General features: G+C 59.5%; 19 protein-coding genes and 1 riboswitch. Of the genes, 11 read left to right on the top strand and 8 right to left on the bottom strand.

The annotated features are described in order from the left end of the window. Positions 1-2: 2 nt before the first annotated feature. Genes cobN through GOB83_RS11065 form a run of 3 tightly spaced genes read right to left on the bottom strand, consistent with a single transcriptional unit; the run spans position 3 to position 4,947 of the window. Positions 3-3,443, bottom strand: coding sequence for a cobaltochelatase subunit CobN (gene cobN / locus GOB83_RS11075; RefSeq protein ID WP_165926091.1), 3,441 nt, complete (start codon positions 3,441-3,443; stop codon positions 3-5). A 14-nt stretch (positions 3,444-3,457) separates the two neighbouring features. After that, on the bottom strand, positions 3,458-4,510 hold the full coding sequence (cobW, locus tag GOB83_RS11070) for a cobalamin biosynthesis protein CobW (RefSeq protein ID WP_165926090.1): 1,053 nt from the start codon (positions 4,508-4,510) through the stop codon (positions 3,458-3,460). Next, positions 4,507-4,947: a DUF1636 family protein gene (locus GOB83_RS11065; RefSeq protein ID WP_165926089.1), complete on the bottom strand. Its 441-nt coding sequence runs from the start codon at positions 4,945-4,947 to the stop codon at positions 4,507-4,509. Before GOB83_RS11065 ends, cobW begins: the two co-directional genes overlap by 4 nt. A 175-nt stretch (positions 4,948-5,122) precedes the next feature. After that, a riboswitch (cobalamin riboswitch) is annotated at positions 5,123-5,355 on the bottom strand. 180 nt (positions 5,356-5,535) lie between these two features. Between GOB83_RS11065 and GOB83_RS11060 the strand changes: the two genes are divergently transcribed. The 3 genes from GOB83_RS11060 (at position 5,536) to GOB83_RS11050 (ending at position 9,043) form a co-directional block, all read left to right on the top strand. After that, entirely contained in the window at positions 5,536-6,018 is a 483-nt protein-coding gene (locus tag GOB83_RS11060; RefSeq protein ID WP_306309863.1) for a MarR family winged helix-turn-helix transcriptional regulator, read from the top strand. A gap of 25 nt (positions 6,019-6,043) precedes the next feature. Further along, a complete protein-coding gene (locus GOB83_RS11055; RefSeq protein WP_242005839.1) occupies positions 6,044-8,254 on the top strand; it encodes an FUSC family protein in 2,211 nt (736 codons plus the stop codon). A 189-nt stretch (positions 8,255-8,443) separates the two neighbouring features. Then, positions 8,444-9,043, top strand: coding sequence for an acetate uptake transporter (locus GOB83_RS11050; RefSeq protein WP_165926087.1), 600 nt, complete (start codon positions 8,444-8,446; stop codon positions 9,041-9,043). A gap of 106 nt (positions 9,044-9,149) precedes the next feature. Here GOB83_RS11050 and GOB83_RS11045 read toward each other — a convergent pair whose 3' ends face one another. Next, entirely contained in the window at positions 9,150-10,169 is a 1,020-nt protein-coding gene (locus GOB83_RS11045) for an enoyl-CoA hydratase/isomerase family protein (RefSeq protein WP_165926086.1), read from the bottom strand. 62 nt (positions 10,170-10,231) lie between these two features. On the opposite strand from GOB83_RS11045, the gene GOB83_RS11040 reads away from it, so the two are divergent. Together GOB83_RS11040 and GOB83_RS15110 are read left to right on the top strand one after the other, a co-directional pair. Then, positions 10,232-10,726, top strand: coding sequence for a flavin reductase (locus GOB83_RS11040; RefSeq protein WP_165926085.1), 495 nt, complete (start codon positions 10,232-10,234; stop codon positions 10,724-10,726). 49 nt (positions 10,727-10,775) lie between these two features. Then, positions 10,776-10,907, top strand: coding sequence for a hypothetical protein (locus GOB83_RS15110; RefSeq protein ID WP_255375217.1), 132 nt, complete (start codon positions 10,776-10,778; stop codon positions 10,905-10,907). A 34-nt stretch (positions 10,908-10,941) separates the two neighbouring features. Here GOB83_RS15110 and GOB83_RS11035 read toward each other — a convergent pair whose 3' ends face one another. From GOB83_RS11035 to GOB83_RS11025, 3 genes are read right to left on the bottom strand one after another with little or no spacing between them, the layout of a single operon-like run. Next, complete coding sequence (locus GOB83_RS11035) at positions 10,942-11,736, bottom strand: metal ABC transporter permease (protein WP_165926084.1); 795 nt, start codon at positions 11,734-11,736, stop codon at positions 10,942-10,944. Further along, a complete protein-coding gene (locus GOB83_RS11030) occupies positions 11,736-12,542 on the bottom strand; it encodes a metal ABC transporter ATP-binding protein (RefSeq protein ID WP_165926083.1) in 807 nt (268 codons plus the stop codon). Before GOB83_RS11030 ends, GOB83_RS11035 begins: the two co-directional genes overlap by 1 nt. Then, positions 12,539-13,450 carry a metal ABC transporter solute-binding protein, Zn/Mn family gene (locus tag GOB83_RS11025; RefSeq protein ID WP_086646207.1) on the bottom strand — a complete coding sequence of 304 codons (912 nt, stop codon included), beginning with the start codon at positions 13,448-13,450 and terminating at the stop codon, positions 12,539-12,541. Before GOB83_RS11025 ends, GOB83_RS11030 begins: the two co-directional genes overlap by 4 nt. 123 nt (positions 13,451-13,573) lie before the next feature. Here GOB83_RS11025 and GOB83_RS11020 point away from each other — a divergent pair, with 123 nt between their 5' ends. Genes GOB83_RS11020 through GOB83_RS11010 form a run of 3 tightly spaced genes read left to right on the top strand, consistent with a single transcriptional unit; the run spans position 13,574 to position 15,729 of the window. Next, a complete protein-coding gene (locus tag GOB83_RS11020; protein ID WP_086646208.1) occupies positions 13,574-14,155 on the top strand; it encodes a Fur family transcriptional regulator in 582 nt (193 codons plus the stop codon). Next, complete coding sequence (locus tag GOB83_RS11015) at positions 14,155-14,676, top strand: hypothetical protein (protein ID WP_242005834.1); 522 nt, start codon at positions 14,155-14,157, stop codon at positions 14,674-14,676. The genes GOB83_RS11020 and GOB83_RS11015 overlap by 1 nt, the downstream gene beginning before the upstream one ends. Before the next feature lie 27 nt (positions 14,677-14,703). Continuing rightward, positions 14,704-15,729 carry an asparaginase gene (locus GOB83_RS11010; RefSeq protein WP_165926082.1) on the top strand — a complete coding sequence of 342 codons (1,026 nt, stop codon included), beginning with the start codon at positions 14,704-14,706 and terminating at the stop codon, positions 15,727-15,729. Positions 15,730-15,901: 172 nt separating this feature from the next. Here the strand turns inward: GOB83_RS11010 and GOB83_RS11005 are convergent, their stop codons facing one another. Next, the gene (locus GOB83_RS11005; protein WP_165926081.1) at positions 15,902-16,606 is read right to left on the bottom strand and encodes a histone; all 705 of its coding nucleotides are present in this window, start codon (positions 16,604-16,606) and stop codon (positions 15,902-15,904) included. 323 nt (positions 16,607-16,929) lie between these two features. Between GOB83_RS11005 and mtnA the strand changes: the two genes are divergently transcribed. The 3 genes from mtnA (at position 16,930) to GOB83_RS10990 (ending at position 19,605) form a co-directional block, all read left to right on the top strand. Beyond that, positions 16,930-18,027, top strand: coding sequence for an S-methyl-5-thioribose-1-phosphate isomerase (gene mtnA / locus GOB83_RS11000; protein ID WP_165926080.1), 1,098 nt, complete (start codon positions 16,930-16,932; stop codon positions 18,025-18,027). A gap of 32 nt (positions 18,028-18,059) precedes the next feature. Further along, positions 18,060-18,557, top strand: a complete 498-nt coding sequence (locus GOB83_RS10995; protein ID WP_095349552.1) for an aminoacyl-tRNA deacylase — start codon at positions 18,060-18,062, stop codon at positions 18,555-18,557. A gap of 157 nt (positions 18,558-18,714) precedes the next feature. After that, a complete protein-coding gene (locus GOB83_RS10990; protein ID WP_095349611.1) occupies positions 18,715-19,605 on the top strand; it encodes a DUF2272 domain-containing protein in 891 nt (296 codons plus the stop codon). Positions 19,606-19,676: the final 71 nt, after the last annotated feature.

Below are 19,676 nucleotides of genomic sequence, written 5' to 3'. Positions count from 1 at the left end.
CGTTATTCACCCTCATCCAGCACACAGGCCACGCTGTTACCGCGTGGGTGCCACAGACCACGCTGCATGGCCTCCTTAAAGCGCTGGCGCATGGCCTCCCTTGCCGCAGGGTTGGCCTGGCGCAAAAAATCATCACATTCCGCATTCCCCAGTGTTGCGGCAAACACCAGATCAAACTGCGGGTCAAAGCGCTGGGGCATGGTGGCGGCAAAACCGTGCAGCGCGTCCAGCCCGCGTGCCAGTTCGGCAGCACCGGCATATCCGTGCTGCTGCATGCCTTTTATCCATTGCGGGTTGGCCAGACGGCCCCGCACAATGCGGGCGACCTCATCTGCTGTGCCGCGCAGGCGGGGGGATTGTGGGCGGGAGGTATCTCCGTGCAGAACCGCAGGAGCACCCCCCGCCATGTGACTGGCGGCGGCCAGCCCCCCTTCATGCGCAGCAATATCGGGGCTTTCCAGCAAGTCGGTTTCGGCATTGTCCTGCACATGCAGGACAGTTTCTGCCCGCCCCAGCAGGGTGGACAGGGCAGCCTGATCGCGCGTGCCATCCCGCCCGCCACCATACATCCACGAGGAACCTTCCAGCCATGCGGCCCCCAGTTCTTCACGGTTATGCCATGTGCCGTGGAGCAGATGGTCCTCCACTCCGGTACCGTAACTTCCTGTGGCGGCACCAAAAATACGTGCGGTAGCCCGTTTGCGGGCCTCCCCTTCCAGCCCACGGGCCTGTGCTGCGAGGGGGTTCCAGTCATCAGGTTCACGCCGGGCAGCAACTGCGCTGACCGCCTGATCGAACAGGGCAATCTGCTCGCCAAAGGCGTCCCGGAACAGGCCAGAAATACGGAGCGTGACATCCACCCTAGGCCGGTCCAGCACGGGGAGGGGAATAACCTCAAACCCACATACATGGCCCGTGCTGGCAGTGCGCTGCACCTCCACTCCCATAAGACGCAAGGCCAGAGCCAGATCCTCCCCCCCCGTGCGCAGACTGGCTGAACCCCACATATCCATAACGAGTCTGGTCAGGGGTTCACCGTGTTCCTGCAGGTGGCGGGTCAGCAGGACCTGCTCCATCCGGGTCGCCAGCACCACGGCAGACGGCGTTGGCAGGGCGCACGGGTCCACGGTAAAAAGGTTGCGCCCGGTTGGCAGCACGTCAATACGCCCACGCGTGGGAGCACCGGCTGGCCCGGCCGCTACCGGCTGCCCTGCCAGAGCTGCCAGCAGGGCGTGCATTTCCGCCGTGCCGCACTGCTTTATGCGTTGCGTAACATCGGCCACAAATGTCTGGTCCCCCTGCCGGGCACAGGCCTGAGCAATGGTTTGCACAAGAGCCGTGCAGCGCGGTGCTGTTTTGCCAAAAACATGCAACCCGTCACGGATTTGCAGGTCCTTGACATCGCACAGATACGCATCCAGCCGTGCCAGTGCTTCTGTCTCATCCAGCTCTCCGGGCCTGACACCACTTTCGGCCAGAACACCCGTGCGGGTTGCACGCTCCAGAATATCCGCCCGCAGCAGGGCACCACGGCGGGGGTCCAGCCCATCGGCCTCTGCATATTCATCAATCAGGCGTTCGAGTTCCTGCATTTCACCCGACAGGCTGGCCTGCATGACCGGGGGCGTCATATGCCCGATGGTTACAGCACCCAGACGCCTGCGGGCAGCAGCGGCCTCCCCCGGATTATTGACAATAAAGGGGTAAATAACCGGCATATCCCCCGTAAGCACCGCAGGCGCACAGAGCGGGGAAAGAGCCGTTGCCTTGCCCGGCAGCCATTCCAGCGTGCCGTGTGTGCCCAGATGCACAAGTGCATCCAGTTTTTGGCTGTGGCGGAGCCAGAGGTAAAACGCCACATAGGCATGGCACGGCGGCTGGTCCGGGTCGTGATAAGTGGCTTTACGCTCTGCAGTTTTCCCTCGGTCGGGCTGCACGGCAAGGGTTATGGCACCCCAAGCCACGTAACGCAGGTGGAATGCGCCATCCCTTACCGCTGCATCCTGCTCTGGCGGGCCCCATGCGTCCGCAATGGTGGCCATGAAGTCCGGCGGCAGTTCCGCGCTTAAAGCTTTATAATCTGCCAGAGATAAAACGGCCTGCGGGGGGGATTGAGCCATAAGGCGGGCCAGTTCCTGCGCGACTGGCACCGGCGGCTCCCCCAGTTGGTACCCCTGCTGCTGCATATGCTCCATAATGTTGTGCAGGCTGGCAAAACCGTCCAGACCAACAGCATGGGCCACATGCGCGCTGCCCTGCTCCAACCCTGCGCCGGGGTAGTCGGAGAGTACAATACCAACCCGTTTTTGCTCTACAGGCATATGCCGCAACCGCGCCCATGCCATAGCCCGTGCCGCCACCATGGCAATGCCAGCATCATACGCCACGCGCTGGGCAGGCAGGCCCGGAGCTGCCTCCTGACGGAAGGAAATGGGAAATGTGGCGATTGTTCCATCAAGTTCTGGCAGAACAACCTGCATGGCAAGGTCCGAGCGCCCCAGCCCGCGTGCGCTTTTAGCCCACAAGGCCTGCGTACAGCCCGGCTGGAGCACCTGCAAAACAGGCGCACACGCCGCATCCAGCGGGGAACTCCCCAGCCCCCCACGAGCGGAAAAACAGGTGGCATTCAACACCACATCGGGCTTTGTGCGGCGCAAATACTCAGCAACACCCTGCGCAACGCCATGGTCCTTGAGGGATGTCACAAACAGCACCGCTACGGTGCAGCCCTGCCCGGCCAGCACCGCGGCCAGCCGTTCCACCCCCGCCATGTCCGATGCCTGAAGGTGCGCTCGGTAAAAAACCAGCACGGCCGAACAGACCGCCTGCTCACCGGCTGCCGGATACGTACGATAAACACCCCATGTGAGCAGAGGCTCGGGCTGTGTGCCGTCATCCTCCCCATATCCGGCAAGGGCTGACATAAGCCGCAGGGCTGCGGCCATGTTATCCGGCCCACCTTGGGCAAAAAAGCCATTCAGGCGTTGCCATTGAGCGGCCTGCACACCGTAGGACAGTTCGGCCAGACGGGTATCTTCCACCGTACCGCCTGCTGGCTGCCCAGCCCCACCGCCCCCGGTATGACCGGGCAGAAACACAACGGGCACAGCCTGCTCGCGCGCCCACGCGGCCAGCTCCTCCACCCCATAACGCCAGTAATCCAGCCCACCCAGCAGACGCACCACCACGCATCTGGCACCCTGCAGGGTATTTTCCACATACAGGTCGATCGACATGGGGTGCCGCAGGCGGGCCAGGCTTGTCACCTGAACGGATGGTAAGCGGGCCTGCACCTGCGCGCGCATCTGCTGTGCCGCGTGGCGCAGCCCCAGCAGATCGCTCTCTGTAAAGGATAGAACAACAATATCCGCACCGGGCAGTCCCAGGTCTTCGGCTGTATCCTGTTCATCCAGTGTCCGGTTTTCGCGGACCAGAAGGTGCATGGCCGTAAACTCCCTTACGCGGCCAGATGGCCCGCAAGAGCGGTGGCAATGGCCGTGGCGTCCAGCCCTTTCTGGCCAATGACCACAATACGGCCCGTGCGCTCCTCTCCGGCACCGAGGGGACGGTCGAATTCATGCCGGAAGCGGCTGCCCACCCCCTGCACGGCCAGACGCATAGGCTTGCCTGCAACGCTTGCAAAGCCTTTCATGCGCAGCACGTCAAAGCTGCGGGCCGTGTTTTGCAAGGTGGTCAGGAACTCATCCACACTGTGCTGTTCTGGCACGGCTACCACAAAGCTTTCAAAATCATCATGTTCGTGCTCACCATCTTCCGCATCGTGGTGGGATGGGCGGGCGGCAAGGTCGCTCTCGGCCGCAGCGCCAATACCCAGCAGCACGGCGGGGTCTACCTTGCCTTCCGTTGCCCGCACAATCTGCACAGGGCGGGGGGCGTGGTCCCGAATATGCTGCTCCACTGCTGCCAGTTGGGCTGCATCCAGCAGGTCGGTCTTGTTCAGCACTACCAGATCGGCAGCGTTGATCTGGTCTTCAAACACCTCGGCCAGCGGGTTGTCATGATCCAGCGAGGGGTCTTCGGCCCGCTGTGCTTCCACAGCCTGCGGATCATCCGCAAAGCGTCCGGCGGCTACAGCAGGGGCATCCACTACGGCCACAACGCCATCTACCGTCATGCGGTTACGCACCGTGGGCCAGCCAAACGCCTTGAGCAGGGGCTTGGGCAGGGCCAGCCCTGATGTTTCGATCACCACATGTTCAGGTGGGTCGGCCCGGTCCAGCAGGGCTTCCATGGTGGGCAGGAAGTCATCCGCGACAGTGCAGCACAGGCAGCCATTGGTCAGTTCGACAATGTCTTCCTCGCGGCAGCCTTCCACCCCGCACCCACGCAGGATTTCGCCATCAATACCGAGCGAGCCGAATTCGTTCACCACCACGGCAATACGGTGCCCCTGCGCCCGGCTGAGCAGGTGCCGCAGCAAGGTGGTTTTACCAGCGCCCAGAAAACCGGTGATAATGGTTACGGGCACGCGTGTCTTGGCAGCAGTCATGGTTCTTCCTGTTCGTTATAAAGCGTTGCGGGCACACGCCCCAGCACCATATCGGCCAGCGTTGCAGGGCGGCGCGATGGCATGACAGTCCCTTTGGCGGATGCCGCATACAGGCGGGCATAAGCCAGAATATCCTCAGCCTTTTCTGGCCCAAGGTGGCCCAGCAGCCATGTCCAGCGCTCGGGCATGGCTATGGCCGCCGTACACCCCCGGTCACACGCTGCCAGACAGGCCACCGGGCGCAGCGTGGCGGAAGGGGCTACCCCAGCCAGATGCTCCGCATCCAGCAGAGCCTGCAGCCGCTCGAGCAGTTGTTCACCCGGAGGGCAATCCATGGCAGGCCCGCCCCGCCTGCACGTAACGCAGACATGCAGCACGGGTGGCCCCGCCTGTGCTGAATGAGCAGAAGAGGAAGGCAAAGAGTGTTCGGCGGTCATGCGTCTTTCCAACAGGCCGTTTTTCCACAACGTGGGGTTGTGGCAGGCATGGGGCAGTAACAACCAGCCCTCTGCCACGCATATGGCAAAGAAAACGCACCACCGGGTGCATCCGTGCCTGCCGGGCACCCCGCCAGCAAACAACGCCAGAACGCAACCATTCCCACAGGAACGGCCTTACAGACTTGTGATGGCAGGTCTCCTGGCTTGTACCCTGCCTGCACCAGCCATGAGCTGGCGCAAAGCTCTGTTCCGCTGCCTTCCCGAGTCCTGAAAGAACCAGTGGCAACCCCGAACACGGCCGGGGCGGAACATGATGGGTACTTACAGTTGCGGGGGCAGCGACGGCCTTGCACCGGTCTTCCCTTTTCACCCCCGGTCAGGGGCACCATCAAGTGCGGGCATGATGTGCACAAAAACCCTGCCGATTCAAGGCATGTCGCGCTGTGGCCAAGCATAGCTGCACGGCACGAACAGGCCGTTAAGGACCACCCAGTGCCGTAGAGTGCTGAACATGATTGACCCACAAGGTAGGCTGGCCTAGTTTGCCCATATACTTTTTATCTCAACTATAATGACACTAAGTTAATGAACCGCATGACTGAGCAGCGCCACATGCCAGCACTGGACGAAACGTATTTTCCCGGCATGGCGCTGACCTTCCGGGTCATGCGGCTGGCAACGCTCTGGCGCACGCAACTGGACCGGGCCTTGCGCCCGCATGGCATGTCCCTTGCTGTCATGCGGCCCATGGCCTACCTGCGCATGTTGCCTGAAGGGGCGACCCAGCGTGATCTGGCCCAGACCATGAACATAGACTGCTCCGCACTGGTGCGTGTGCTTGACCTGCTGGAAAAACAAAAGCTGGTCACCCGTAAACCCGATGCGCAGGACCGCCGCGCAAAACGCCTGTTTTTGACAGATGCCGGGCGGGAACAATGCAGGCTGTTCCATACGATTGCCGCTGAACTCGAGCAGACCATACGGCACTCGCTCCCTCCGGCTCAGGCCGATAGCCTGACGCAGACCCTCTCCTCCTTGCTCGAAGCGCATCATGCCCACACGCTCTGACCTGCTCACACTGCCCGGTTCGCTCATGCACTGGGCCAACCAGCGTTTTGCCCCCGCAGTTTTTGCTGATGATGCCCGCTGGAATGGCTTTACCGCCACGGCGGGCTATACCATGCGTGTGTTCCTTTCCATTGGCATTGCGCTTTTTCTGGCCTTTGTTTTTCAGCTCCAGTCCCCGCTCAGTGCGGCCACAACGGTGCTGATTGTCTCCAACCCCACGGTTGGGGCCATGGTTTCCAAAAGTGTGTGGCGTCTTATTGGTACCCTGATCGGGGCCGCGATCAGCGTGGGGGTTATGGCTGTTTTTGTGCAGTCCCCCGTTCTCTACTTTGCGGTCCTGTCCGTTTTTGTCGGCCTTGCCTGTATGGTCGCCACGTTTTTGCGGTTTTTTCGTGCGTATGCGGCGGTGCTGACCGGCTATACGATTGTAATTATTGCAGCCCCTGCCTTTGCCAACCCCGATGGCATTTTTCTGTCCGCCATGAGCCGCCTTTCTGTTGTGGCAACGGGCATTGTGGTTACGGCCTGCGTGTTCATGGTCACATCCGTGCGCAAACCCAGCACCGTGCTGCACAAGCTTGGTCAGGCGTTCCGGGAAACTGTTCTGCACGCCAGAACATTTCATAAAGCTGAAAGTGAACGCACACCCCCCGAAGCGCTTGATGCCACTGTAACCAGCACGCTGGAAAAACAGGAACAGAAAACCCAGAGCACCAACGCGGCTTTTCGTGGGTTCAGCCAGCCGATCTATGACAGCCGCAGCAAACTGCTGGCCAACATGACCGGCCTGACCCCCGCCATAGAATTTGCCGCAGCCGACGACCCGGATATGCAAAACCGCGTGCGCAACCTGCGCCTGTGCTTAAGCCGCCTGACGGGGTTGATTGTCAGCTACCACCCATACTGGCTGACCTTTTCTGCCGGGGTGGAAGAAACCCGCGCCGTACACCTGCTGGTTGCCCAGACACTGGGCCGGATTCTGGAACTGACGGAAAACCCCGACTGGCTGACAAACCCCGCCCCGCTCTCCACCTGCCTGCATGACGCCCTGAAAACACTGGAACAGCTTGCCCGCCAGACCACCAGCACCACCACCCTGGCCGCACTGGACAACACGCGAGACGCACTGGTGCAGATGGACCTTGCCCTGCATGACCTGACCAGCCTGCGCCCCGACCGCACACAGGCCAACATCCAGCCTTATCTGGAATGGCCAACAGCCCTGCGCAACGGCGTGCGCGGGAGTTTTATTGCCCTGCTAGCGGGCATGTTGTGGTATGTTCTGCACTGGAGTTCTGGCCCGCTGCTGATCATATACACCGTTGCGGCATCCAGCCTTTTGTCCACCACGCCCTCAGCGGCCAAGGCCAGCCCCATGATGGCGGCAGGCACTTTTTTGGCCATACCCATGGGGTTTTTATGCCACACGCTGGCCCTGCCACGCATAGATGGTTACCCCCTGCTCTGGCTTAGTCTCTGCCTGTTCCTGCTGCCGGGCGTGTGGTTGCAGTTCCACCCGCGTTACAGCATTGGCGCGTTTGGATATGCCGTGTTTTTTACCATGATGCTCTCGGTCAATAACCCGATTGTGTATGACGACCTGACCCTGACCAACAACTGGATGAGCATGGTGGCAGCATGCGCCCTGCTGGCCATTGTTTTCAGGGTTATTCTGCCTGCCGACCACAGGCTGGATGCCGCACGGCTGGTAACGTCCCTGACGCGCAGTATTCAAAAACTGGCGCGTACCCCTTATGGCCGCACTGAACCATGGGTGGCGTGGGAAGGGCTGCAACTGCAAAAAATCTCACGCCTGATGATGCGCCTTTCCTTTATTACCACCAATCTGGACCGGCAGGGTTATACGGATGCGGCCTTTGCTTCGCTCTCCCTTGGCAGACTGATTGTGCGGCTCAAATGGAACGCGGCCCACGCAACGCTGGACCCGCAGGCACAAACCGCTCTGACAAACGCGTTTAACGCCTTTGCCCAACTGCGCCATAACCCGGCAGAAACAGCCAGTGCACTCAAACAGGCGGCTATGGCCATTCGCACCATTCCAACGCAGGAAGCCGGACTATCCCTAACCCGTGACCGAACCCTGTCCTGCCTGGAGCAGGCAGCCAATATCATTCTCTCCGTGCCCGGTTTTTTCCATGACCACGGCCCCATCCAGCAGGCAGAAGACCTGACGCGACCTGCCATTCCCGTTTCTGTCCACCCGGCTGCGCGCTAGCTTTTTACTACGGACCTGCTGGGGGAATATCCCCAATACTGTAAAAAACAAATTTTAGAGAGCAACGAACTTTATAGTTTGTTTTAATAAATTAGTTTTTACGCTGTTAATATATTTTTTATGGGAACTTAACCTGACAACACCTCTTATAACCGAGCCATTACATTAATCTCCATAAGAAGAAACACCATGGCTCAAACTGATCTTGCACTCCACACCCCCCTGCGGGCCAACCCGGCCCCGCTTGGCCTGATGGGGTTTGGCATGACCACCATTCTGCTCAACCTGCACAATGCAGGGTTTGTACCCATGGGCTCCGCCATTCTGGCCATGGGCCTGCTTTTTGGCGGCATTGCACAAATTATTGCGGGTATTCTGGAATACGGCGCGGGCAACACTTTTGGCATGACAGCCTTTATCTCCTACGGGGCATTCTGGCTGACCCTGGTGGCCCTTATTGCCATGCCACACACGGGCATTGTGCCTGCAAGCTCCCCCGCTCTGGTAGGCAGCTACCTGCTCCTCTGGGGATTGTTCACCTTTGTCCTGTTTTTGGGCACACTGCGGGCTACACGTGCGCATCAGGTTATTTTTGGCACGCTGGTTATTCTGTTTGTATTGCTGGGGCTGGGTGATCTGCTGGCCCAGCCGGGGCTTACGGTTATCGCGGGTTACGAAGGACTGATATGTGGCCTGTCCGCCGTGTATCTGGCTGCGGCCGAAATTCTGGAAGCCCAGTTCAAATGCCCGGTCCTGCCTGTTGGGCCTTATAACCCTACCGCAGCCTGAGGCTGCCACAGCCCCATATTTTCCAAAACAGCACGCTTTTTTAAATAATGTCAGCAACGGCCCTTACCCTACGCCATGACCGGGTAAGGGCTGCTGTGCTTCCTGCCTAACTGGTTAACGCGGCTTCCAGTGCCGCCACATCCACCGCAGCCAGCATTGAAGGCTGCCAGAGCGGGGCGTTATCGCGGTCGATCAGGCGCGCACGCACACCTTCCACAAAATCCGGACGGCCCAGCATGTAACGGACCAGCCGCCCTTCAATCGCAAAAGCCTCCTGTAACGAGGACGCCTTGCGGGCATGTTGCCAGCCATACCATGCCGCAAAAATGGACGTTGGGCAGGCGCGTGAAATGTCCTGCAAATCCGTTTGGGCTACATTCTGGTCCGAACATTCCAGCCCACGCACAATGTGCTCCAGACTGGCCGAGGGGTCGTATTCTTCCAGCGTGCAGGCCTGTGCGGGCAAGGCCAGCGGGCGAATAAGCCCAAACACATCCTCCACCGGGCGCAGGGCCAGTAACCCGCGCAGATTATCCAGACTATCCGATGGCACCATATGGTCCGCAAAGCCCATGGCCACGGCCTCTACCCCATTCATGCGCCCACCGGTCAGGGCAAGCCGCAACCCCGCACCACCGGGAGCGCGTGACAACAGCCACGACCCGCCTGCATCGGGCACAAGCCCTATGGATGTTTCAGGCATGGCAACAATGGAGCGTTCGGTCACAACCCGGTAACGGGCATGGCCACCCAGCCCCACACCGCCACCCATGGCAATACCATCCATGAACGACACAACAGGCTTGGCATACTGCGCTATGTGCAACATGGTCTGGTAAACACGGTCCATCAGCTCAAACGCATGGTCCGGGCCATCCGCCAGCAGCACATCCCGTATGGCCTTGAGGTCTCCGCCTGCGCAGAACGCGCGCGGGGCACTGCTTTGCAGCAACACGACCTGCACGGATGGATCATCCCGCCATGCGGCCAGAGCGCGTTCAATACCGGTTGCCATCTCCAGATCAACGGCATTCAGCCGTTTCGGCTTGTCCAGTATGATACATCCCAGATGCCCCCGCCGGGCCGTTCGCACGCATGCCGTGCCGGAAAGGACGTCCTCGATCATTGCTTTCCTCTTTGTTTCATGCACAAACACGTAGCCATCAACCGTTGTGATGAGGACAGCAGATGTTGGCTCCGGAGACCAGTGCCTATCGTGAAGCCATGGCCAGACTGGGTGCGGCCGTGAATATTGTAACTACAGGAACGCTGGATAACCCGGTCGGATTTACTGCATCTGCCGTTTGCTCCGTGACCGACACGCCCCCCACATTGCTGGTATGCCTGAACCGCAACAGTCGTGCGCGCTCTGCCTTTTATGAGGGAGGGGCCATGTGCGTCAATGTTCTCACGTCCAGCCAGCAGGACCTGTCCAACCATTTTGCAAGCCCGAACACCATGGCAGAGCGCTTTGCCGCCGGCCACTGGCAGACACTGGCCACCGGTGCCCCGGTCCTGCACGAAGCCGCCGCGACCTTTGACTGCGAGATCAGCCAGATTGTGGAAGTGGGCACCCATAGTGTTCTTTTTGGCGTTGTGCAGGGTATTTTATGCCATGCGGGTGCAGAAGGGCTTGTTTATTTTAACCGCAGATACCACTCTCTACCTTATCAGCAGGGTTAACGGCGGCCCAAAGGGCGCTGCACCCCTGTTTACATAAGGAGCATAACTGATGGTCCGTAAACATTCCCAAAGCCGCGCTCTGGCCCTTCCCGCCACACGGAACCAGATGGTACTGGCCCTGTACGCGGCCCTGACCGCTGCCGTTGTTCTGGGCACGGGCCTGAACTGGCTGCTCACCTAAAAATTACCGCACAGCAGGCACCATCTGCCCGGCTTTAACGCCCGCGCAGATGGGCCACCAGATTGGCAGCGGCAAACACAGCACTCCCCAGCAACGCAATCCAGAAGGATGCGGGGCAGTCGCTCAGCCATGACAGGCACAACCCGCCCCATGCTTCAAACAGGGCAAGGGCGAATGCTACAGCCATACCCAGCATTGGGCCAAAACCCAGACGCAGGCTGGCCGCAGCCGGAGCGACCATAAGGGTAAAAACCAGCAGCACGCCGGTAATCTGTGAGCACATGGCCGTGGCAATACCCACCAGCGCCAGAAACAGCACATCCAGCAGGCGCAGGTTAACGCCTTTGGCCTCAGCCACATCAGGCTGGAGAGAGGCGAACAGTAAAGGCCTGCTCATAACGCCAAGGCACACAACACAGCCAATGGCCAGTGCACCCAGCCAGTAAAGGCTGGACGGGGAAATACCCAGAATATCACCAAACAGCAAAGCTGTGGCGGCCCCTGCCGAGCGCGTGAGAAAATGCAGACACAAAGCTCCGGTGCCCATGGCGAGCGACAGTACCAGCCCGATCATGACATCCCGACCGATCACCCGGTCGCTTGCCATGCCCATGCCCATACCGCTGACAACCGCACTCAACCCAAACCCCAGCAGCGCGGGTTGCCCCCACAGCAAAGCAGCACCCGCCCCCGCAAAACCAACATGCGAGAGCGCATGGCTGGCAAAGCTCTGCCCCCGCAGCACCAGAAACCACCCTACGGGACCGCAGACAAAAGCCGCCAGAAAAGCAGCCACAAATGCGGTGCGCATAAACTCGTAGGCAAACATCAGCGCGTATGCTCCGCACAGTCACAACAATGCAGGGTGTCTGCCCCGCCATCGGCCACCACAAACAGGCGATCATCTGCGCGCACCACCTCGACCGGCGCACCGTAGAGCGCACTCAGGGCCGGGGTTGTCATAACCTCATCCACACTCCCCAACAACGCCTTGCCATGCGCCAGATAAAGAACGTGGTCCATAAACCCCATAAGCGGGTTAATATCATGCGTGGAAAACAGAACCGTTAACCCCCGCTCACGCGCCAGATCATAAATCCGGCGCGTAGTCTCACGCATGCGGGCGGGGTCCAGACTGGCCAAGGGTTCATCCAGCAGCAGAATACGCGGGTGGTCCAGCAGGGCCTGCGCCAGCAAAAGCCGCTGCCGCTCCCCACCGGAAAGAGACATGACCGGCCGCATGGCCAGATCCTGCGCGTCCACCGCATCCAATGCGGCGTTCACTTCCGCCCGGGCGCTGGCCGAACACCATGGCAGGCCCCAGGCACGCCCCTGCAAAGCGGCGGCCACCATGTGCCACCCATTAAGCTGCCCGGCAACCATACGCCGCATTTGCGGCATATAGCCCACAGGCATGCGGCCCTTGCCAAAACTCTGCCCTTCCACGCGCACATAGCCCTGCTCTGGCGTGGTAAGCCCCAGAATGGCGCGAAAGAGTGAGGTTTTGCCAGCGCCATTGCCCCCCAGCACAGCCACAAAGCTGCCCGGTGGAATGGCAAAACTGACCTGATCAAGCACACGCCGCCCGCCATACGACACACTGAGCTGCCCGGCTTCGATAGCCGGAGTGCTCACTGCTGCACTCCCAGAAGCTGGCCTGTGCGTGCAAGAATATCATGCACCCAGACCTGCCAGTGCTTGCGCGGTGGCAGCATTTCAGACAGCGGCATGGTGGGCACATTGGACTGCTGCGCCAGTTCCAGCAGATGCCGGACGGATGGCTCTTCCACCTGCTGGTTATAAACCAGCATTTTCAGGCGCTTGTCCTTCAGGTCGCTCTCAAATGTTGCAACGGTGGAAGGGGCTGGCTCCACATCGTTCATGATTGCAAGCTGGTAGGCCTGTTCGTCCATCTGCAAACCCAACAGATCTGCCAGAGGGGTGAACAGCGGTTCGGTTGCAGCCACGTGCATGCCCGCGACATGCTGCTTCAGCAAACCCGCGTAAGCCTGAATGGACTGGATGGCCAACTGCATCTTTTGCGCCCGGCCTGCATACCCATCCGCATGGTCGGGGTCTATGTGGGCGCAGGCTTCGGCAAAATGCTGCACAAAAGCGCTGACCGCATCCATATTGAACCACAGATGCGGGTTGCCCCCTTCCTGCCAGCCTGACCACGAATCGGCCTTAACATACCGCACGGGCAACAGGCCGGAGGCAGCAACCAGCTTGTCTGCCCATGCATCGTACCCTGCGCCGTTGGCCACAACCAGTTCCGCTGCCGCAATCATGCGCGCATCGGTCGGGGTGGCCTGATATTCGTGCGGGTCCACCGTGGGGGAGGACAAAATGGCCACAACCCGCATGTCTGGTGCGGCAATCTGTGCGGCAATATCACCCCACGTATTTTCCGCTGCCACAACAAGCGGCATTTTGGCTGCCTGCGCGCTCCCGGCCACAAACCCGAGCGTGCTGACCACGCCCAACGCGCAAAGAGCTGTTTTTAACCAGAAACTCTGTTTTTTCTTACCCGGAAGAACCATGACGCCGACACCTCAATCAATGATATGTAATAATATTACATTAGTTCTGATCATCCGTCACCTCATCACGCATGTCTGGCCTTCCTCTTCTGGCTCGTTTAGGCTAGAAACAAGAGAGAACGGATGATGAACATGCAGACCAGAACACCAGCCTCCTCCCCCGCAGATAACGGCTACGGTTTTTCGGACCGTATTCAGCGCCAGCTTGAACACGCTGCTCACCTCTGCGCCGGGCAGGGAGGACGCATGACCCCGCAACGGCGTGATGTTCTGGGCCTGATCCTGACTGCCACAACGCCGGTTGGAGCCTACGACCTGCTTGAACAGCTCAAAACATCGGGCCGCAAACCTGCCCCCCCTACCGTTTACCGCGCGCTCGATTTTTTGCTCGAACATGGTCTTATTCACCGCATTGAACGCCTGTCCGCCTTTGTGCCATGCACCCACCTCCAGCATGACCATCCCCACGACCACTCTCATGGACCGGCGGAAACCTGCCTGCATAGCGCGCAATTCCTGATCTGCCGGAGCTGTGGCGGTGTGACCGAAATTGCCGACGCCCCGCGTGTTCTGGACGTATTGAAAAGCATTTGTGGCAAAAAAAACTTTACCATGCAAAGCGCATCGGTCGAAGTGGAAGGTGTGTGTGAGGATTGCGCCCCCGCCACACGCGGCCAGAAGGGGCCTGCCCCAGCCCCCAACTGATGGAACACCCCGCCCCAACCGGCCCTGTTCAGCCAGACCTGCCAACCCTGCCTGCTGGCAAGGTGCGCAAACCCATTCGGGCGGGTAAAAAAACAGCCAGACCCAAAACAGTTTCCACAACACCGGACCTGCAACAGACAGACCTGTTTGCCTTACCCCTGCCCCCACTCCCCCGCTCGCACTTCCTGCCTGACGAAATCCGCCTGAGCCTTGTGCCTGCGCCGGAAAAGCTTCCGCCTGCTGGTGAAGACTGTTTTTTATACATGGTTGTTTCGCAAAACCATGCGCAACACCTTATGGCCGCCGGCCTCCCCTTAAACCGACGCGCGCCTCTTATGCTGACCGAGCGGGCCGGGATTGCCGCATGGCTGGCAAAAACGGCAGAAACCACGGCGTGTGATGCCCATAGCATGCCTGTTGTGCTCAAGCTCAAACGCTCCCTTGTTGCGCAAGCTCTGGAGCTGGAGCCAGACCATACGGCAGAATTTGCCACACCATGCTACCTTCTCAGCGGCAATTAAACATTCTTGATCAACAGGCCCAGTTTTATGACAGATGATGCCCTTCTTGCTCAGACAACCCGCAACGGCATTGTGGAATCCAGCCATTATGGCGCTGCTATTGTGGTGGATGCCCACGGCAAAACCGTTTTTTCCGCCGGGGACTGCACAACACCTGTTTTTCCACGCTCCACGGTCAAGGCGTTACAATCACTCCCCCTGCTGACCGAAGGTGCAGCAGACCGCTTTGCCCTACCGGACAAAGCGTTGGCACTGGCCTGTGCCTCCCATCAGGGGGAGCCTGAACATATTGCTGTTGCCACAGACATGCTTGCCCGCACGGGTCTGGATTACGGTGTGCTCGAATGTGGTACCCACTGGCCGCTGGATACAGCCGCCGCCCGCGGGCTGGCAGCGACGGGCGAGGCACCCTGCGCACTCCATAACTGCTGTTCGGGCAAACATGCGGGCTTTATCTGCCTCTCCTGCGCAACCGGGCAGGACGTGGCACACTACACACGCCCGGAACACCCCGTAATGCAAACAGTTGCCCAAACACTGCAGGAGGTGACCGGAGCCCCCCACACCACGGCCAACAGGGCTGTGGATGGATGCGCCATTCCCACATGGGCTATCCCCCTGTCTGCGCTGGCGCTGGGTTATGCCCGCTTTGCCAGCGGCATTGGCCTTTCCCCCGACCGGGCATTGGCCGCACAACGCCTGCGCAGCGCCATAGCCCAGAACCCGTTCATGATCGCAGGCAGCGGGCAGTTTGACACGCGGATCATGACCGAACTGGCCCCGAAGGTCCTGACAAAAATGGGGGCTGAGGGCGTGATGATTGTCGCCCTACCAGAACAGGGGCTGGGTATGGCCATAAAATGCCGTGATGGCGGCGTGCGCGCGGCAGAAACTGCGGCAGCAGCCCTGATTGCCCGTTTTGCTCGCATAGAGAACGCACCTGTTTTAACACATTTCATGCGCCGCCCGCTTAAAAACTGGAATGGTCAGCTCGTCGGGGAGTTGCGTGCATCCAGCTTGCTGGCGCAGGCTTATCTGCCGCCTGCTCCATAGGCTCAGAACCAGGCATAAAAAAACCGGATAACCCAAACGGTTATCCGGAATAATGGGTCTTTGCACAGTTTACCGGGCAATCCAGTGCGGTAAAGGGAGCAAAAACCCGGCCAAACAATGCAAGCCTGACCAACCTGTATGGTCAGGCTCACACCGTAAAGCTGCTTAACCCTTATGCCTTTGTGGCACGGGGACGCCGCGTTGTGGCTGCTTTGCGCTTGCGTGCAGGTGCGGCTTTTTCTGCTTCTGCCACGGCTTCAGCTGCCAGACGCTCATAGCGCTTGCGGCGGCGGCGTTCCTGCACAATGCGCAGTTTTTCAACTGCGGACAGGTTCTTTGCGCTCTCTGCGGCTTCGGCCTTTTCTGCCCGTTTCCGCGTTGCTTTGGCAGCTGGTTTGGCGGGAGCCGGTGCTTCCACCACAGTCTTGCGGACAGGCTTGCGCGCGCGGGTTGGTGCAGGCTGTGCGACTTCTGCCACAGCCGCAACCTTGGCACGCGTTGCACGGGGCGCTGCCTTGGCAGTTTTTGCCTTGCGGGTTGCCTTGGCCGGAGCCTCGGCCACAACGGCGGCGGCGGCAGTTTTTGTACGGCGGGCAGGCTTGGCCGGGGCTTCCGCCAGAGCGGCGGCTGCAGTGGACTTGCTGGTTTTTCTGGCTGCTGCGGGCTTGGCCACTTTTTCTACTTTGGCCGTTTTACGTGGTGCGGCGCTCTGGCGGGTCTTGCGCGTGGTGGGAGCGGGAGCTTCCACTTCAAAAATTTCTTCTACCACTTCCACTTTTGCACGCGGCGCGCGCTTTTTGGGGGTGGTTACAGCAGCGGCGCGGGCGGGGGCACGTTTACCGGCAACTGCCTTGCGACCTTTTTTGGTTTCACTCATTCCAGCATTCCCTTTTCATCTTCTTTAAAAATATCAAGAAGAGAAAACATTCTTTTCAAAAAACAAAAACAAACCTGTTCGTGGCACATTCCGCAGTATCAGCAAAGCGCGCCCATTTCCCCCTCTACATAACAAAAATGACCGGAAATGCAAAAAAATACTCTCGTCTTTTCAAGAATAGGCTGTTTGGATTCAACCATTACACACTATATGTTCTACACTTGTTCGCAAAACTGTCATGACATGAGGATATTGCCCACATACTCAAACAAACCCTATGATCAGCGAGCGATTTTTATCTTCCGCCATCAGGAACCTTGGCCATGAAAATTAACGGCACACCTTACCGCAGCGTTTGGGTTAATGAAAAAGACGGCTGGTCCGTGCATATTTTTGACCAAACCCGCCTGCCTTTTGCGCTGGATATTCTTCAGCTGACTACACCCGAGCAGGTTGCCCACGCCATTAAAACCATGCAGGTCCGCGGCGCGCCACTTATTGGCGCAGTTGCGGCCTATGGTCTGGCCCTGGCCCTGCGCACGGACAGCTCCGATACCGCACTGGAACAGCAGGCCGCCATGCTGGCCGCCACCCGCCCCACGGCCATAAATCTGGCCTGGGCGATTGAAAGAATGCTGAACCACCTCCGCCCCCTGCCCCCAGCACAACGGGCCGATGCAGCTTATGCCGAAGCAGGCCGGATCTGTGATGAAGATACAGCCCAGAATGAGGCCATTGGCCTGCATGGTCTGGAACTGCTGCGCACACTGGCAGCGCAACGTGGCAAGAATGACAGAATTAACATTCTGACACATTGCAATGCCGGCTGGATTGCCACAGTGGACTGGGGCACGGCACTCGCCCCCATTTACATGGCACACGACGAGGGACTGAACGTGCATGTCTGGGTGGATGAAACACGCCCCCGCAACCAAGGCGCTGCGTTAACGGCGTGGGAACTTGGCAGCCACGGCGTGCCCCACACCGTTATTGCAGACAATGCCGGTGGCCACCTGATGCAGCACGGGCTGGTTGATATGGTTATTGTTGGCACCGACCGCGTCACCCGCAATGCCGATGTTGCCAACAAGATTGGCACCTACCTGAAAGCTCTAGCCGCACGGGACAACAATGTGCCGTTCTGGGTTGCCCTGCCCTCCACCACCATAGACTGGCGCGTGGCCGATGGCATGCGTGAAATCCCCATTGAAGAACGCTCGGAAGCCGAAATTACCCATATCCACGGGCGGGATGACAGCGGGCAGATCAACCGGGTGCAGATTACTCCAGACGGCAGCAAGGCCGCCAACCCCGCGTTTGACGTCACTCCGGCCCGCCTTGTTACCGGCCTGATCACAGAAAAAGGCTGCTGCGCGGCCACACCCGACGGCCTGCTCTCCCTTTTTCCCGAACGAGGCTGAAACCCCGGATCACATTGGAAAAAACGCCTGTTATGCCAAACTCTGATCAAACACCGACAACACTGTTCCTGACCGCCCATGCCGTGCCCTACACCATGCATGATTATGATTACGTGTCCGATCCAGGCAAGATCGGCCTGCATGCTGCGGCTGGCATAGGCATTGACCAGCAAAAGGTTTTTAAAACCCTGATGGTGGAAATCGACAAAAAACAGGTTGTCTGCACTGCCATTCCTGTTCACCTGAAAATGGACCTGAAAAAAGTGGCCGCTCTTTTTGGCGGTCGCAACGCCCGTATGCTTGGCGCTGAAAAAGCTGAAGCACTCACGGGTTTTCAGGTTGGGGGAATCAGCCCCTTTGGCGCACGCACAACCGTACCTGTTGTGTTTGACGAGAGCATTCTCAAGCTGGACAGGCTCTACATCAACGGTGGTGGTCGTGGCCTTGTTGTGGAACTGGCCCCGGCAGACGCCATACGCTGCGTGCAGGCCCAGACTGCCAGCATTACCGTGGATACACCCCCGGCCTGAGCAGACAAAAAAGCACATGGGGGGAGCAAAAGGAGCATAAACCCCCTTCCACCCTCCATAAAGGACGCCTATTCCTTACAACAGGGCTTTGTTCTGCAAGGCGGTGGAACCACTCCGTCCGGCCCCGAACACGGCCCTGTTCTGGTATGGAGACAAGATGCCACGCAAGCTGACTGTGGCCCTTCTGGCACCTTTGTGTCTGGCGGCCTGCACCTCCCAGCCCTCTTCGGGGGGCGGTACGTCCTCCCGTGGCGGCAGTGTATCGGGCGGCTATGGTTTAAACAGCCATGTGCCGGACTTTGCCACGCGCAATTTTGAGCCTTTTAATCCGCAGGATGTCGTAGCCATTGCCATGCGCGAATGGCGCCTGTTTGGCAGCCCGGTTAATGACGATGACCCCGAACAGCGCCCCGAACCACAGGTCGCCGCCATCAAGCCCGAGCGAGCGCCCGGCCTGTGGCAGCGCGTGGGCGAATACTGGTGGATTGGCATGGACCCGAACATGACCGAAGCCTCCTGGAGCGGCAAACACAATGCCGATGGCCAGTTGACGGACTTTGTGCATGACGGCTCTTTTGCATGGTCGGCTGCATTTATCTCCTACGTTATGCGTATTGCCGGGGCGAATGACCGCTTCCCCTACTCGCCCAACCATTCCACCTATATCAACGCCGCGGCATCGGGGTTGTCCCCCATCCTGCGTGCGCATGACCCCGCCGCCTATACCCCCAAGGCAGGCGACCTGATCTGTGTGGCCCGTGGGCGTGGCAGGCAGAGCATCCGTTTTGCAAGCCTGCCGACGTCCTACGGCTTTCCCGCGCATTGCGGCTATGTGGTCGCCACAGGCCAGAATGGCCCGCCTTTTGGCCGCCAGATCAGCATTATTGGCGGTAATATTGATGATGCCGTAGCCCTGACCCACGTTCCCACGGATGAGCAGGGTCGTCTGGCAAGCCCAACCGGGCAGAGCTACGACCCACGCTATCCTTGGTGTGCGGTTTTGGAAGTGCTATATGATGCACAAGAAGAACCGGACGCAGGCCGGTAGGCCGCAGGGGGTACTCCCCAACGCAGACCAGCCCCGATCGCCCAACCTGATCATAGCAAGCAGGGTATACA

Origin of the sequence: Acetobacter fabarum, assembly GCF_011516925.1 — a bacterium.
GTDB classification, from domain to species: Bacteria; Pseudomonadota; Alphaproteobacteria; order Acetobacterales; family Acetobacteraceae; genus Acetobacter; species Acetobacter fabarum.
The sequence above is the reverse complement of the archived record's forward strand: the minus strand, read 5'-3'. Positions and strand labels throughout refer to the sequence as shown.

What these genes read in the sequence shown, in the direction of transcription:
- cobN (WP_165926091.1), bottom strand. Translation starts at nt 3,443, where the DNA reads ATGCACCTTCTGGTCCGCGAAAACCGGACACTGGATGAACAGGATACA.
- cobW (WP_165926090.1), bottom strand. Translation starts at nt 4,510, where the DNA reads ATGACTGCTGCCAAGACACGCGTGCCCGTAACCATTATCACCGGTTTT.
- GOB83_RS11065 (WP_165926089.1), bottom strand. Translation starts at nt 4,947, where the DNA reads ATGACCGCCGAACACTCTTTGCCTTCCTCTTCTGCTCATTCAGCACAG.
- GOB83_RS11060 (WP_306309863.1), top strand. Translation starts at nt 5,536, where the DNA reads ATGAACCGCATGACTGAGCAGCGCCACATGCCAGCACTGGACGAAACG.
- GOB83_RS11055 (WP_242005839.1), top strand. Translation starts at nt 6,044, where the DNA reads ATGCACTGGGCCAACCAGCGTTTTGCCCCCGCAGTTTTTGCTGATGAT.
- GOB83_RS11050 (WP_165926087.1), top strand. Translation starts at nt 8,444, where the DNA reads ATGGCTCAAACTGATCTTGCACTCCACACCCCCCTGCGGGCCAACCCG.
- GOB83_RS11045 (WP_165926086.1), bottom strand. Translation starts at nt 10,169, where the DNA reads ATGATCGAGGACGTCCTTTCCGGCACGGCATGCGTGCGAACGGCCCGG.
- GOB83_RS11040 (WP_165926085.1), top strand. Translation starts at nt 10,232, where the DNA reads ATGTTGGCTCCGGAGACCAGTGCCTATCGTGAAGCCATGGCCAGACTG.
- GOB83_RS15110 (WP_255375217.1), top strand. Translation starts at nt 10,776, where the DNA reads ATGGTCCGTAAACATTCCCAAAGCCGCGCTCTGGCCCTTCCCGCCACA.
- GOB83_RS11035 (WP_165926084.1), bottom strand. Translation starts at nt 11,736, where the DNA reads ATGTTTGCCTACGAGTTTATGCGCACCGCATTTGTGGCTGCTTTTCTG.
- GOB83_RS11025 (WP_086646207.1), bottom strand. Translation starts at nt 13,450, where the DNA reads ATGGTTCTTCCGGGTAAGAAAAAACAGAGTTTCTGGTTAAAAACAGCT.
- GOB83_RS11020 (WP_086646208.1), top strand. Translation starts at nt 13,574, where the DNA reads ATGATGAACATGCAGACCAGAACACCAGCCTCCTCCCCCGCAGATAAC.
- GOB83_RS11015 (WP_242005834.1), top strand. Translation starts at nt 14,155, where the DNA reads ATGGAACACCCCGCCCCAACCGGCCCTGTTCAGCCAGACCTGCCAACC.
- GOB83_RS11010 (WP_165926082.1), top strand. Translation starts at nt 14,704, where the DNA reads ATGACAGATGATGCCCTTCTTGCTCAGACAACCCGCAACGGCATTGTG.
- GOB83_RS11005 (WP_165926081.1), bottom strand. Translation starts at nt 16,606, where the DNA reads ATGAGTGAAACCAAAAAAGGTCGCAAGGCAGTTGCCGGTAAACGTGCC.
- mtnA (WP_165926080.1), top strand. Translation starts at nt 16,930, where the DNA reads ATGAAAATTAACGGCACACCTTACCGCAGCGTTTGGGTTAATGAAAAA.
- GOB83_RS10995 (WP_095349552.1), top strand. Translation starts at nt 18,060, where the DNA reads ATGCCAAACTCTGATCAAACACCGACAACACTGTTCCTGACCGCCCAT.
- GOB83_RS10990 (WP_095349611.1), top strand. Translation starts at nt 18,715, where the DNA reads ATGCCACGCAAGCTGACTGTGGCCCTTCTGGCACCTTTGTGTCTGGCG.